The sequence below is a fragment of the Gilliamella sp. ESL0254 genome (assembly GCF_013344985.1).
GTDB lineage: Bacteria > Pseudomonadota > Gammaproteobacteria > Enterobacterales > Orbaceae > Gilliamella > Gilliamella bombicola.
On record NZ_JAAEDU010000001.1, the window covers coordinates 829,305 to 844,619 of the forward strand.

Annotated in this window: 14 protein-coding genes; 2 read left to right on the plus strand and 12 right to left on the minus strand. The window is 34.5% G+C overall.

Translation table 11 applies throughout. The features are described from left to right. Window positions 1-2: 2 nt before the first annotated feature. The gene (gene matP / locus GYX25_RS03950) at window positions 3-467 is read right to left on the minus strand and encodes a macrodomain Ter protein MatP (protein ID WP_091347147.1); all 465 of its coding nucleotides are present in this window, start codon (window positions 465-467) and stop codon (window positions 3-5) included. 149 nt (window positions 468-616) lie between these two features. Here matP and GYX25_RS03955 point away from each other — a divergent pair, with 149 nt between their 5' ends. After that, window positions 617-2,299, plus strand: a complete 1,683-nt coding sequence (locus GYX25_RS03955; RefSeq protein WP_174786777.1) for an amidohydrolase — start codon at window positions 617-619, stop codon at window positions 2,297-2,299. A gap of 74 nt (window positions 2,300-2,373) precedes the next feature. On the opposite strand, the gene GYX25_RS03960 is transcribed toward GYX25_RS03955, so the two are convergent. Then, window positions 2,374-3,762, minus strand: a complete 1,389-nt coding sequence (locus GYX25_RS03960) for a PTS fructose transporter subunit IIC (protein WP_091347151.1) — start codon at window positions 3,760-3,762, stop codon at window positions 2,374-2,376. Next, window positions 3,755-4,189: a PTS sugar transporter subunit IIA gene (locus GYX25_RS03965; protein WP_174786778.1), complete on the minus strand. Its 435-nt coding sequence runs from the start codon at window positions 4,187-4,189 to the stop codon at window positions 3,755-3,757. Before GYX25_RS03965 ends, GYX25_RS03960 begins: the two co-directional genes overlap by 8 nt. Window positions 4,190-4,558: 369 nt before the next feature. Between GYX25_RS03965 and GYX25_RS03970 the strand changes: the two genes are divergently transcribed. Beyond that, window positions 4,559-5,920, plus strand: coding sequence for an APC family permease (locus tag GYX25_RS03970; protein WP_091347155.1), 1,362 nt, complete (start codon window positions 4,559-4,561; stop codon window positions 5,918-5,920). Between the two features lie 123 nt (window positions 5,921-6,043). Here GYX25_RS03970 and GYX25_RS03975 read toward each other — a convergent pair whose 3' ends face one another. From GYX25_RS03975 to GYX25_RS04015, 9 genes are all read right to left on the minus strand, one after another. Beyond that, window positions 6,044-6,307: an HPr family phosphocarrier protein gene (locus tag GYX25_RS03975; protein WP_034913021.1), complete on the minus strand. Its 264-nt coding sequence runs from the start codon at window positions 6,305-6,307 to the stop codon at window positions 6,044-6,046. A 162-nt stretch (window positions 6,308-6,469) separates the two neighbouring features. Further along, window positions 6,470-7,408, minus strand: coding sequence for a phosphatidate cytidylyltransferase (locus tag GYX25_RS03980; RefSeq protein WP_091347159.1), 939 nt, complete (start codon window positions 7,406-7,408; stop codon window positions 6,470-6,472). 63 nt (window positions 7,409-7,471) lie between these two features. Further along, window positions 7,472-7,954 (minus strand): hypothetical protein, encoded by a 483-nt coding sequence (locus tag GYX25_RS03985; RefSeq protein ID WP_174786779.1) that lies wholly within the window; start codon window positions 7,952-7,954, stop codon window positions 7,472-7,474. A gap of 1 nt (window position 7,955) precedes the next feature. Next, window positions 7,956-9,278 (minus strand): phosphatase PAP2/dual specificity phosphatase family protein, encoded by a 1,323-nt coding sequence (locus tag GYX25_RS03990; RefSeq protein ID WP_174786780.1) that lies wholly within the window; start codon window positions 9,276-9,278, stop codon window positions 7,956-7,958. Window positions 9,279-9,284: 6 nt separating this feature from the next. After that, window positions 9,285-11,036, minus strand: a complete 1,752-nt coding sequence (locus GYX25_RS03995) for a bifunctional alpha/beta hydrolase/class I SAM-dependent methyltransferase (protein WP_091347165.1) — start codon at window positions 11,034-11,036, stop codon at window positions 9,285-9,287. A 13-nt stretch (window positions 11,037-11,049) separates the two neighbouring features. Next, on the minus strand, window positions 11,050-11,658 hold the full coding sequence (locus tag GYX25_RS04000; RefSeq protein ID WP_091347167.1) for a CDP-alcohol phosphatidyltransferase family protein: 609 nt from the start codon (window positions 11,656-11,658) through the stop codon (window positions 11,050-11,052). A 309-nt stretch (window positions 11,659-11,967) separates the two neighbouring features. Next, window positions 11,968-12,690 carry an epoxyqueuosine reductase QueH gene (locus tag GYX25_RS04005; protein WP_091347169.1) on the minus strand — a complete coding sequence of 241 codons (723 nt, stop codon included), beginning with the start codon at window positions 12,688-12,690 and terminating at the stop codon, window positions 11,968-11,970. 257 nt (window positions 12,691-12,947) lie between these two features. Continuing rightward, entirely contained in the window at window positions 12,948-14,141 is a 1,194-nt protein-coding gene (locus GYX25_RS04010; RefSeq protein ID WP_091347171.1) for an ABC transporter permease, read from the minus strand. Continuing rightward, the gene (locus GYX25_RS04015; RefSeq protein ID WP_091347173.1) at window positions 14,138-15,298 is read right to left on the minus strand and encodes an ABC transporter permease; all 1,161 of its coding nucleotides are present in this window, start codon (window positions 15,296-15,298) and stop codon (window positions 14,138-14,140) included. The genes GYX25_RS04010 and GYX25_RS04015 overlap by 4 nt, the downstream gene beginning before the upstream one ends. Window positions 15,299-15,315 lie beyond the last annotated feature (17 nt).

The window sequence follows — 15,315 nt, forward strand, 5'->3', positions numbered from 1 at the left end:
TATTATTTACTATCAAGCTTCACATCAAGAAGCGATAGTAAATCATCTTTAATTGTCGATACTTTTGTTGCATATTGATCTTTCTGCTCGGCATCTTCAATTAATTGTGTAATAGTTTGCGATAATGTACATCCACGACGTTTGGCTAAATTTGCTAATCGTTGCCAAACTAAAAATTCTAAATCAATGGACTTTTTTCGTGTATTTTGTTGTTCTGCATTAAAATGCCGTTTTCGTCTTGCCCGAATAGTTTGCTTCATTCGATTATCTAAGTCGGGATTTAAATGTGCCTTTATCCAATCAACAACTTTCGTTGGATTATGTTCTAATAATAGTAACTCATTGACAGCATGCTCTGCAGCGCTTTTTTCAATATAGCGAGTAATTAATTCGCCTTCTTTATGTCTTTTTACTAAATAGTGCCACTTCCAACCACATTCAAGGTTTTCTAGTTGTTGATATTTCATCGGCTCACCTTGTGACGCTGTAACTAAATAACTTATTTGTAGCATAACCTTGGCACACAATAAAGAAAATTATTACATTTGACAAATTTTTTATAAATCTGCTATCGTTCAGTTTTCATTTTTCTCTCTATGTTAAGGAATCACAAATAATGGCTAAGGCTGATGTTATTTACATTAATGGTTATATTTACACTGCCGACAAACAAGACACCATTTGTCAGGCAATTGCTGTTGCAAACGGCTATATTATTGCAACGGGGACTACACAGCAAATAAATAATAGTCAATATGTCGATAATCATACAACTGTTTACGACTTACAAGGCAAAACCATGATGCCAGGTATTATTGATTCGCATTTGCATACTTTTTGGGGAGGTATGCAATTATCGTCGTGTAATTTGAATTATCAAAGCTTAACTATTGATGATACGTTAGCTATTATACAACAATATTTAGATAAAGATTCTATCAGTGATAATACTCATTGGTTACAAGTTCGTGGCTGGCTAAGGCAAGAGGTTTTACCCATTGGCACAGATATTACACGCTTTGATCTCGATAGACTTAATACAAAACGACCTGTTATTTTGTTTTCAAATGACTGCCATACTTTAGTTGCCAATAGCATTGCTTTAGAGAAATTTGGTTTAGATAGAAACACCCCTGAACCAACCGATGGAAAGATTGGACGTACTGATGACGGTGAATTAAATGGTATATTAGAAGATGCCCCTGCCATGCGTGCGTTTGACAGTATATCTAAACTCACCGATGAACAAGCCGTAAACATTGCTAAATTATCGCAAGCAGAACTTAATAAACAAGGTGTTACGGCAGTTATGGATGCTCGAATTACTGAAACCCAAGCCGATGCATTTTTAAAACTACAGCAACAAAACCAACTATCTATTCGCTTATTTGGCGCGCGCGAGTTACCACCAGATGATGTATCATCAATAGAAGAAATTCCAACTTTACTGAGCAAAGTTAAACAGTTCGCCGCACGTTACGATGACAAAAACTGGCAACCTAAGCCGGGTATTAAAATATCGCATACTAAATTATTTGTAGATGGCGTAATGCAGGCACCTTTAATGACCGCACGCTTGCTTAAACCGTACAATTTAGCCGACGAAAAAGATCGTTACGGTGATCTTTATTATTCCATTGAAATGTTAGATGCTCTAATTCTTGAATCCGCAAAAGCTGGTTTTCATCCGCATATGCATACAGTTGGTGAAGGGGCTATTGAAGTTGTACTTGATGCCATTGAAAAAATGCGTAAAGCATTACCTGATGCCGATATTCGCCCAAGCACTGCGCATAATGAATTAAGTGCAGCACATCAATTTGCAAGGTATAAACAATTGAATGCTTGTGTGGTCTTTTCATTTCAATGGGCAGGATGCAGTTCGGCAATGGTTGAGCAATATCAAACCCTATTTGGTCCAGAACGCTATAGCGGTTTAGAAGCACATGGGCAATATATTGATGCAGGTGTAACATGCGCTTTTGGTAGCGATTGGCCAATTGATCCATTAAATGAATGGTACGATTTCCAAATTGCAATGACTAGACAAATCGATGCCGAGCATCCTCGGTTAAACAGTGATCGTAATCTAACCGCTATTGAAGTATTACGTAGTGCTACTATTAATGCTGCCTATGTACTAAAACAAGATGAATACATTGGGTCAATTGAAAAAGGTAAATTTGCTGATTTGATTATTTTAGATCGCAATCCATTTACCATCCCAGTAACGGATATGCAAAATGTCAAGGTACTAACAACGATTGTCGGCGGTCAAATAGTTTATCAGCAAGCATAGTTTAAACTTCAATTATTTATTAATGCATTGCTACACCAATCACGATTGGTGTAGCATGAGTCATTATTCAGCCTCTAGTCAACTTCAGCTACTGCCTCAGTTTCTACTGCTGTTGGTTTAGTTAAATGTAAAATAGCAGCAATAATTAATGCACCAATAAACATATCAATGACATACCACGCGGCTGCTTTAGTCACCCCACCTAATGCAACTAACCCGCCAAATGCTACCAATGATTCAATACCATTAATCATACCTAGCATACCTGCGATGGCTGTGCCTATCACAATAGCAATAATAACGCGCTTCGGATCTTTAGCCGCAAAAGGAATCGCACCTTCGGTAATACCCGCTAATGACAAAAAGAAAGCGGTAATGCCAAACTCTTTCTCTTCTTTGGTGTATTTTGAACGTGACACAATCAATGATGATACTGCTAATCCTAATGGCGGAATAGCACAGCACATACGAAATACGCCATTTGGACCATAAACTCCCTCAGCCATTGCAGCTAAGGTAAATGCAGTTGCGGCTTTACTACATGGCCCCCCCATATCTAGCGCGGCTAATATGCCAATACCAATACCTAAGAATGCGGCATTGACTTCAGACATACCTTTTAACGTTGCGACCATGGCTTTAACAAACCAATCAAGCGGATAAGATAGCCCATAAATGTAAAGTGGTGCCATCACAAGTATAGTTACAGTTGGAATAATCATCACAGGCATAACCGAAGCTATCACTGGATGAACTTTAACTGTTTTGAACCATTTAACAAAATAACCAATTAAAATACCAAAAATCATTGCACCAATAAATCCAGTACTGACTTGGTTAGAACCAATTGGATTATTTACCACATAGCCCATAATAAATGCAGGTGCTAAAGCAGCATTACCACCAATGGAATAAGCCATATAAGCAGCGAGCACAGGCACCATCATGGCAAAGCCATATAAGGCAACTTGTTTTAAATCAACAAAGAATTGATTACTTGGTAAAATAGTATCGTTTGTTACGTCACCTGTCATTAACACAATTGAAAAAAGTATTCCAGATGCGATAATAACGGGCAAAAACTTACTAATACCCGTATTTAATGCTCTAAATATCTCTTTACCGATACTATCTTTAACCACTTTAGTCGACATAGTTTCTGCATTATTAAAAATATTAACAGTATTTTTAACCGCTTCACCAGTACTCACTTTTATGACATTTTTATAAGGCTCAAGCCTATCGGCGTTTTCAATTGAAATATCAGTCGCTAATAAAATTACATCGGCACTTTTAAGATCTTGTTCGGTTAATGAATTTTCAATACCTGCGGCACCTTGTGTTTCAACCTTATAATCCCATCCTCGCTTTTTTGCTTCATTTTCAATTTTTTGCTTAGCAATATAAGTATGCGCCATACCAGCTGTACATGCACAAATCGCAACAATCTTTTTTTTACTCATATAATCCTCTGATTTTATTTGCTACAGATTGAATATCGCTTTTAAGCAAATCTTCGACAAAATCATCATTAGCTAAATTCGATGCTAATTTAGCAATAATGGATAAGTGCTCTTTATTGGCGTGTTCTGGCGCGCCAATCATCACGATTAACTTCACTTTATTATCATTATTCCAAATGATGCCATCGCTATATTTCCCAACAACAATAAATGGCGTTTTAACAGCACTACTTTTTGCATGTGGCAAAGCAATATCAGGTAACACATCAGTTTCCATCTCTTGTTCATGTGCCATTACATCGTCAAAGAAGGTTTTGACATTAGTTAAATAAGTTTGGCTAGTTTCAACCATTAAATGAATAACTGATGATTTTTGAGTAACAAAATCACCGGTTAAATCAACCGGTAAAACAGGAATAGACTGCATAAATAGCTCCTTTTAAGGATAATAGATTATTCATAATAACTTAATTTCCATTCTACTTGCATTGTAGATAAAATATACAATAATTTATTTACACTGACACTTACTTTGTCTAATAAATAATAGATTTGGATCACAAATATGCAAATCGAAGCGTAATCCTATAACTTAATAATCTAAATTAAATTGAGCTAAAATAACTCGTAAAGCACTTTAAAGCTTATAATTTGTTTGTTTAAGTACCTTTTTACTAAAAATTAACTTGCATAATTATCACAATATGGCAGAATTCCCTGCCGCTTTAAGCGGGTAAAAAAGGCAAAACTATACTTAGTAGTTTTTTATTGTTTTTTGGGACAGAGGAGCAAAGTCATGTCCGCAATAAAAATGAAACGAGTTTTAACCACACCTGCATTAATTGCATTTGGTTTAGCTTATATGGTTCCTTTGGGGATCTTTACCACTTATGGGGAAGTAACTGTTGCCAGTAATGGACACTTACCTATAGCCTATATCATCACCCTTGCCATGATTTTTTTCACTGCATTAAGCTATTGTCGTATGGCAAATAAGTTACCTATTGCTGGTTCTGCTTATTCTTATGTACAACGTACCTTTGGTGGAAAAGTTGGATTTTTGGTGGGTTGGGCACAAATCCTTGATTACCTATTTTTACCAATATTAAATTATTTGGTACTAGGTATTTACCTTAACGAAGCATTTCCTAGCGTTCCTGCGTATGTATTTGTACTTGGATCATTGATTAGTGTTAGTCTCTTAAATTATCTGGGTATTAAGTTGATTAATTCGGTGAATTTCACCTTAATTATTGTTCAGATGATTTTTATTGGGTTATTTATATTTTTGACTTTATTTAATGTGGATTTAACCCCTGAAGCAATGATAAAACCACTACAAGTCAATACAAGTGATTTTAGTGGTTTAATGTCTGGTGCCGCAATATTATGCCTTGCTTTTTTAGGATTTGATGCTATTGCCACCTTAGCAGAAGAGTCTAACGATGCTCAAAAATCGCTACCAAGAGCCATTATCTGGACTGTTCTTATTGCTGGTTGTATTTTTTTAGTGGTTTCTTATTGTGCTCACTTAGCTTATCCTAAATGGAGCGATTTTATCGATAATAAAGATACTGCAAGTTTAGATGTGGTTCGTCAAGTTGGTAATCTCAGCCAATTAGGTAGTAATTTTATGTATAATTTCTTCCAAGCGGCATATTTAACTGGTGTCTTTGCATCGGCTATGACCGCACAAACCAGTGTATCACGGATTTTTTATGCAATGGGGCGTGAAGGAGTGCTACCTAAACAGATTTTTTATAAAATTCACCCACGCTTTAGAACACCTTATTTATCGATTATCTTTGTTGCTTGCTTTTCATTGCTGTCATTAGTACTAGATCTTAATTTAGTGGTTTCAATGATAAGCTTTGGTGCATTAGTAGCTTTTACTTTCGTCAATTTATGTGTGATTAAAAGCTATTTAGGGAAAGGAAGCTCAAAAACAGCATCAATGCTATTTAAATATGGATTATTACCTGCAATTGGCGTGTTACTTTCATTATGGTTATGGACAAGCCTTGATGCGACAGCGATGATTGTTGGTTTAGTCTGGTTAGCGATTGGTTTTCTTTATTTACTTTATCTTACTAGAGGGTTTACACGAATGTTACCTTCGATTGATCATAAAGAACTAAATTCGATAATCAAAGACTAACGGTCTAATTAAAGAAATACGTCTACTCAAAGTATAAAATTAACGCCTTTTTATACAACTCCGTCGACCTAAGTCGACGGAATCAAGTGTTTAAATTGATGATTAGCTAAGCTAATTTAACAATTATTCACCAAAACCAGTAGCAAATAACTCACGAATTTCGTCCATTGCTGCTTGTTCATCTTCACCATCACAGATGATTTCAACCGTTGAGCCACCTTTTACGCCTGCACCAAGTAAACCCATCATGCTTTTTAATTTAATTGCTTTATCATTATAAACAAGCTCAATTGATGATTTATAACGACCAGCTAATTTAACTAGAGTTGTAACAGGACGTGCATGCAAGCCTGTTGAATTTTTTACTACCATTTGCTCTTTTAACATAATAAAGTCCTTATCTATATCTTAATGTTAATACAATGTTTGTATTTATATCATAAATTAAACTGTTTTGCTCATTTTTTACTGGAGATTTTTATATTCATTCACATAATTTTATTTTTTATAATTTATTTAAACTATGGCTATTTAAATATCATGTAAATTTTACACCCAAAAAAAACGTACAACATGAAAGAAAACTGGCGCACTGAAACAGATAGAATCTAGACGATCAAGCACTCCACCATGACCACCGATTAGATTTCCCCAATCTTTTATTCCTCTATCACGTTTGATTGCCGACATAACTAAGCCCCCCAAAAAACCTAATAAGGTGAGCATAAGTGAAATTAACCCAGCTTGCAAAAAACTAAACGGTGTTATCCAAAATAGGCAAGCACCAACAAAACTTGCAGAGAATATGCCACAAAGAAAACCTTCAACCGTTTTTGATGGCGATAAATTTGGGCTAATTTTGTGTTTGCCGAATAATTTTCCAAACACATATTGCAACACATCTGAAAGTTCAACAACCAAAACTAAAAAAGCAATCAAAAGAAGGTTACGATCTTGGTAATGGTCGATTGGCAATGTTAATAATGCCGGTACGCAAGAAATGCTATAAACTGTAATCATTAGTCCCCACTGCACTTCAGCCGTTCGTTCTAAAAAATTATCGGTTGAGCCAGTTATTGCCGCCAAAATGGCTAATAATAAAAAACCATAAACAGGAATAAAAATGCTAAACAATCCATACCACGACATAGCCACCAAAATAAATTGCAAAGGTAAAGCAATAAAATAAGCAAATATCAATGCATAAAAATCATAACGATTAACTGGCGTTAAACTTAAAAACTCTCGAAGCGCAATACCAGATGCCACAAAAAATAGAAAAATTACAGCCAATTTACCTAACAAAAAAGCGATACCAATAATGGCGACCATTATCCACCATGCATTAATGCGAGTATTAAGATTATCAATGACGCTATTTGGGCTTTTAAAACGTCGTTTTAATAGTAAGCCAATTATTGATGCAACAACCAATAACACACCAATACCAACAAATAACAATAAAGTATCGCGTTGATAATTAGACATCCATTTTCTCCTTATTGTATGTTTATCGCTTACTTAAATTTATAATTTTTAACGTTGAATCTTCTAGTTAAAATAAATAATGCCACTGATTAATGTTCCGATTAACAGCAATATTTGTAAAACAAGCCAGATAACTTGTTTTTTAAATAGCTTTATTGTCCCCTTTTGACGTTCACTAATGGAGCGTACTGATAGTTGGCGTGATTTGATTAAATTAAATTGTAGTAATGCATCGTCCAATTCAATAAGTGTGTTAGGTAACCGATCAACATTAATAACTAAATAATCAAATAGTTTTTTATCGAATTCGACTCGCAAGGCATAATATTTACTTATTAATCCAAGTAAAAAAGCGACAAGACAACAAATCGTAAACAAAAAAGATCCTATCCACCAACTTGCCATCATCCCAAAACATAATGCAATTATAGTGAGTAATAATGACAAAACATTTAATTGTTGACTTATCGCTAGCAAACTACAAAATATCACTAGTGTAGTTTGATTGGCAGCTTTTGTTGATTTTGTATTGTCACAACTTAACATACTAACTTCCTTTGTCTATTTGTAATAACCAATCCGATAAGATTAAACGTTGTTTAGCTGAAATGACGATGGTGCTACGGCGCGCTTTTACCATAGCAATTGCTGTATCTAAACTTGGTACTCTTTTCGTCAACAGTAACCAAGCAATAATGGCTGTAGCACTGCGTGAATAGCCCAAAGCGCAACAGACCAATAATTTTCCTTGCTGGTGATACTGCTCAATGATTTCAGCAACATCTTGGCACTGTTTAATAGTTAATGGAGTCATATCCAATACAGGAATCAGATGATAGTAACCTTTAAATTGTGTTATTGGTAATTCAGCACAAAGATCAACAATCGAAATAAAGTGATTTGACTGCAATGTATTATTGGCTGGTATTCGCCCCAAATAAACATTATCACAAATTAAATCTACTGACCTATTTTTAAAAGTCCACAACCGTGAATTAATCCACATAATGATAAAATAAGGTAGATATAAAATAGTAGTAGCCAGATTAAAATGACCATTAACCTGCTTTTGAAAACCTGCCACACCAAATAATAAGTAATTTACTGAAACCAATAAAAACGCGCCTGAAAACCATAATAGCCACAATGCCCAAGAATAAAAGTAAATAGCAATACAAAGCGACAATAAAAACAGTAAAAAATAGATGCTACTCCAAAGATATTGTTTAGGCCGTTGGCAATTTTTTATTGGTGATAGAGCATGATCAGGCCATAGCCAAATACAAAAACACCCAACCCAAACGCCTGTTGGAATGTCAAAAAAATGATGCTGCCAAGTAGTTAATACCGATATTCCAATTAATAAACACCAAATATGCAAAATATAACGCCAGCCACTACGAAAATAGCTAGCATAAAATTTCCACAAAATAACCAATAGTGTAACATGAAGCGACGGAGCTTGGTTAAAGGGTTTATCAAATCCCATCAAAATATCAAATAATCCCCCATACAATCCATCTAATGCAGGACGTTCAAAAGAAAATTTGAGCGGAAACAGCAAAAAACAGATAATGCAAATAATCTGAGCGGATAAAAGTCGAAAACAGAGAATTTTAAGAGTTCGATAAGAGTAAGCCAATAAAATTGCCAACCCATACATAAGATCTATCGACCAATAAGGTACTATAGTCCAAGGCCATAAAGGAATTGAACGCTCCCATCCAAAAACGATATTCCCTATATCACTTCGTGTAGCAGTAAACCAATTGGCAAAATTATAGCTAGTAAAAAAGAAAATAGTTAAGCTAACTAACCATACTAACTTATAAATAGTTAGCTTATCAAATCGTCGTTTTACTCTGTCCATGAATAATTATTTAATTCTTTGCGCTAGTGATACGGTAAAAATGCCCCACTGATCAATACGCATTGTAATTTTTTTAAAACCAGCAGCTGCAACTAACTGATCCATTTCAAGTTGAGTTCGTCTTCGCATAATCCAAGATTGACCATCACGATGTGATGTTAATGCTCTTGCTATAAATTCTAATTGTGGATGCCATGGTTGATTGGTATAAATTAAATATCCTCCTTCTGGTATTGACTCAGCAAGACCTGATAGAGAATCGCATAGCAACTGGTTATCACTAAACAGTTCATACAAACCAGATACAACAGCCAAAGTGGGGTTAGGTGATAATTGAGTTAGTTGCTCTCGACTAAAAGCATCACCTTTTTCAAAGCGAGCTATATTAGCTAAACCTTTTTCTGCTATTAATGCTTGGCCTTGTTGTACATTCATATCGCTATAATCTCGTAATAATACCGAATTAGGCTTATTTGTGATTTGATTGACTGTTTCTAAAATATATCGACCGTGCCCTGCTGCTATATCCACAATATCAACAGAACGATTATGCTCATAAAGTTTATTAATAGCCAGTTTTAATAATTCTTCAAGATGTGCTTTACGTTGCCGAATTCCACGCCAACCTATAGATTGTAAATAAATATAATCAAAAAAACGTCCTAGTTTTGATGTTCCTGATGGCTCATTGCGATAAACATAATCAAGCGTACTACCCGAATCAAAACCAGTATCAAAACCAAGTTTAATTCCATCAGAGAGTTTACTTGCATATTTTAAATTGGCTTTAATAAACTTCCAATATAATGGCTTAATCCAACCCGATGGTGGCATTGTTAAATTATCCGCCTCTTGCCTTGTATAACCAACACGATCTGCATTAACTAGTGATGGGGTACTTAGTTCATTGGCAAAACAACCAACAATAAATCGTCTTGCCCGCTCAATAGCAAACTTTCGATCTTTTTCACCAAAAGTATCATGATAAAAATCAGGCAATATATGAAACTCTTTTTGTTCGGTACCTAAATTATCATAAAATTGTTTTTGTGGTTTACGCCTTACCACATAATCTGAACCCGAGACCAATAACTGTGTTGGAACCCTAATGGCATTGGCATCTTTAACAATACGATCGGACACTGCATATAAATCAAGAAGTAATCGAACCGATATTGGTCGAGTAATTAATGAATCTTGAGTAAATGATTCCGCACGCTCCGTATCATGTGTTAACAATTTAGGTTTAACATAGCTATTAACAAAAAAATTACCTTTTAAATTATATAATAATTTTAACCCTGGTACGGCGAGTGGAACATATAGCTTAACACTAAATGCTGGTGATCCTAAAATCAATGCGCGAATATTGGGTACATAATCATGTACCCAAGCTGATGCAATCACTGCACCAACACTTTGGGCAATAATGGCGATATCTTCTTGATTAAGCCCATACTCATGGATGATATGCTCAATAAAACAGTTAGCATCTTTAATTAATGTTGCAAAATTAGGGGCATCACCGCGCTCGCCTTCCGATTTTCCATTACCTCTGGCATCCCAAGCAAATATCTGATAATCGGGTAGTTCTAATTCCTCAGCTAAGTGCGCCATGCGCCCTGAATGTTCATGTCCTCGATGAAAAAGCACAATTGCTTTAGAAAGATCTGTATTACTATCAACAGCAGGCCAATAGCGATAAAATAGCTGACACCCATCGTGACTAATAAAGGTTTTTTGTTGCTGTTGGCGCATGTTCTTCTCCTTGTTATTTGTTTGCTTCTTGCATACCTTTTCGGACTCGGTTAATGACTGTATAAATAAGTAAAAAACTGATAATCCATAGCAGTGCATTGATCCAACTTAAAGGTAATAGATAAGTTGCAATACCTAAACTTATCATCCCCAAAATAAGCGCACGATCACTTTTCCCCATCGGCCCATCATATCGTCTTGATGCACCAATCATCACACCTAAAATACCACTATATTCCGTTAAAAACGACAGCAGAACTACAAAAATAACTAAATAAATATTTACATCAACTAGTTGCGTAAAAATAAGTAACAGTGCACAGTCAGAAATCACATCACAAATTTCATTCAAATAAGCACCTAAGTTTGATTTTTGGTTGTATTCTCGGGCCAACATTCCATCAATAGCATTAAGTGCCATACGAATAAACATCCATAAAGGAATCAAGCCAAAAATCCATTGATATGATGCCAACAGTCCAACGATAAAAGCAATCACAACAGAGCCTAAACAAGCAAATAAGGTTACTTGGTTAGCTGTAATATTGGATTTATAAAGACGATCTGTATATGGACGGAGTAATGATTGAAATTTGGGTTTTAATTGATAAATTGATAACATCTACGTTCCTGTCGTCAAACCGACTGCTGTAATTAAATTTGAAAAACAATCTAACTATATCATTTTATAAGAATTAAACAATGCACAGTGATTGTGTATTGTTTAAATAAGGAAGCATAAAATATAAATAACTTATGAAAACGGCTAGCTGGTGATCCCAACTGGTATGAAATTTGGTATATATAAGTATTATTAAATCACACGCTTATGGACCTTTATATCGCATCAGCAAGATCAACACAATGACACAAGGTTTTTAGGTAATATATACTTTTGAGTATATATTACCAGATTAAATATGTTAATCGTTTAAAGACTACTTTTGGCTAAACCTTGCTTAGCAATTGTAATCACATTTTTCAAATCAACACCTTGTGCTTTCGCTGCAAAAATACAGCCACAATAACATTGTCGATAAACATCGTACTCTTTGCAAAGTTCGATAGAACGTTTATAACCATTATTTTTTTTAAAATCAGAAGGAAGGTAATTGACCGAGAAGATTTCTTGGATTTCAAACCCCAATTCATTAATTTTTTGGCTATTTTTTTTAGGACTAAGGGTTAATGCACTAGCAAAATAATCAAAACCCAGCTCTTGAGCTTTAATTGCAGCTAAATCCAAGCGCATTTTATAACAAAGATGACAACGCTCACCACCTTCGGGCGCATCACGCAAATGTTCGACTTGTTTAATAAATTCTGCAGGCTGATAAGGAGCTTCTAAAAACTGAACGTTATTACCCGTTTTTTCATTAAAATCAGCAATAAACTTTTGTTGCACTACGCTACGATATTCGTACTCAACACGCGGATGAATATTAGAGTTAGCAAAATAGATTGTAATATCGGCATACTGCGCCAAATATTCTAAAACATAAGTACTACATGGTGCACAACAGCTATGAATCAGTAGCTTAGGTCGAACTTCTCCCGATTGCCAATCAGCAATGACTTCTTTTAGAACAGAATCGTAATTAACTTTATTATGTGGATTTAATTTATCAAGAATAGTTTTAGCATTAATTAACATGAGGACTCATTTATTTGTTATTTTAGTGAATAAAGCCTTTATGGCTGGCTATAATATAATGATATACATAACCCTTCAAGATGAGCGTTAAATTTTTATATTTATAGTTAATTATCAAAACTTAATTTAAGAAATTAGTTTATCGTCATAAAGTTGAAATGATAAATTTATTAAAAAAAGCACCGCGCAAATCAATGCAAAACTTAGAAAGTACTTAATCAACGCTGTGTTTTTATTTTGATTTAAACACAGTAATTTTAATTTTTTTCTTCTCTAATATATGCAGACATTGCCTTTTGAATGCAACGTTTTTCTAACATGAATGCGATACAAAAATAAACAATGGTTAATATCCATAAATGCCAATATTGTGCGCTAAATTCAGCAAAACTTGCCCCCATTTGATTTATTTTTACTGAACCTACTATAGCTGGTACGGCTGGAAATATATCGCCGATCAAGTGGAACAAAGGCGGCATTAATTCTTTTGGCCAAGATAGTCCTGTAACAAAAAATATAACCATACTTGTCGGTATAATTAAACAAAACACATCACTGACCGTATGGACAACATGTGATATCACTTTACCTAACAACGCCGTAGAAAAAATAAAAGGAATAATAAATGATAACGAAACTGAAAGATGACTTAGTCGTGGTAACTCATACCAATAATTAGCAAATACGGTATAAATAATAAAATAGATTAAATAGAGTATTAAATAGGTCAATAATTTACCCGAAAGCAATAATAATGCTGAAGATGAAGCGTTATTCTGTTTTTTAATAAAATCTTGTTCAAAATTAGAGTTTTTGCTAAATAGACGACATAAAATACTGCCAATAAGTAATGTTTGATATAAGATCAAAATAAAAGCGGCAGGAATAATATAGGTTGCATAACCAGATTGAGGATTAAATAAGCTAATCAACTGGGAATTAAACGGCGAAACATTATTAGTCGCTACTGCAGGATCAACACCTTGAGCTATCTTTCGAGAAATTGAAATATTAGCGCCAAAATTACTAGCAACAGTATTAATAGCGGTTGCAACATTACTATAAATCAAAATATAGCTAGCATCACCATAATACAAAACGGGGCTCGTTTTCCCCTCTAAAATATGTTGCTGAAAACGATAAGGTACTAGTATTGCACCATATATTTTACGTTCTTCAATCTGCTTTTTAGCAGTTTGTAAATCCGCAATATGCAAATCTATTTTAATCGATTTATTGGCATCCATTTGCCTTATTAGCTCTCGACTATAGTTGGAATTATCTTGGTCAATAACGGCAATGGGCACATCTCGTATCGCTTCATTTAAGTAAGGTTGTGGATAAAAGAAAAAATAGATAAAAATCCCAACAAACATAACGCTAACTATCGCTTTAGTTTGGAAAATACGTTTTAATTCATCATAGGAAATTAATAGTAAAGATTTAATCATATTAACCGCCTACGGATTTTTCGTAAATGGAGAGTAATAAGCGCGACAACAACGCTCAATTGGATCAATAAATAAACAAATGGTTCTAATGAAGTTATTATACTTGGTGCTCTTAATGTTTGATCTAAACGAATCTCTATATACCACGTCACTGGTAATAAAGCACCCCAAATATAAGCAAAAGTATTCATTGCAAGACGAGGGAAAATAAGCCCTGTAAATCCAAAACATGGAGATGCAACTAAGCTTGCACTACCATAAGCTTGCGCTAGTGTTGAACCTGTTAAACCAAAAAAAACACCATATAAACATGAAGTTAAAATAAATCCCATTCCTCCAAGTAGAAGCAATACAAAATGCCCATTTAGTGGTAGATGAAAATAAGTGATTAAAATAATATCAAATAAACTGAGGCAAAATAAAAAATAGCAAAAATAAGGAAGAATGCGTCCCGATAGAAAAATTAAAATATTATGATTAGCCAATTGAAACGTTTTTTGATAACTTGTTACATCAAAGCGGTCACGAGTAATACTTGTTACCATTGCCATCATAATAATTATTTGCAAAATAGTGGGAATGATACCGCTAATTAAGGTATATAGGTAATTTAAGGTTGGATTATATAGTGGATGTAAACTTGTTGGGACAGTTTGCATTTGGCTTTCCGCCACAGGTGCCGCAATCCCCTTTTCTAACAAACCTTGCAAGACTATTTGGCTATTTGCCGTTTTCAATGCAGAACTCATAGCTCGGAAAATAATCGTACCAGCAGACATATATTGGTTATTATAAAAAGCCACAACTTCTGGTTGATGACCAGCTATAAGGTCTTTTTCAAACTCTGGCTGAATAAAAAGTACTGCATAAACATCTCCCTTAATCAAAGCATGTTTAGCAGAAGAAAGATCTTGATAACGTTTAGCTACTTGTAACTGCGGTGAAGCAGCAACTTGTTGGATCAGTAAACGTGATGATTTAGTTGTATCTTGATCAACAACAGCGATAGGTACCTGAGTAATAATGCCAGCATGGTACATGTAAAGAAATAAAAAAATAAATAATAAAGGATAGATGAAAACCAGTAAAAACAAAAAGCGTTGTTTTATTAATTTACTCAGTTCCCACCTAATCACTTTTAATAGCGAATTAGACATCAATGCCGTTTCCTTTT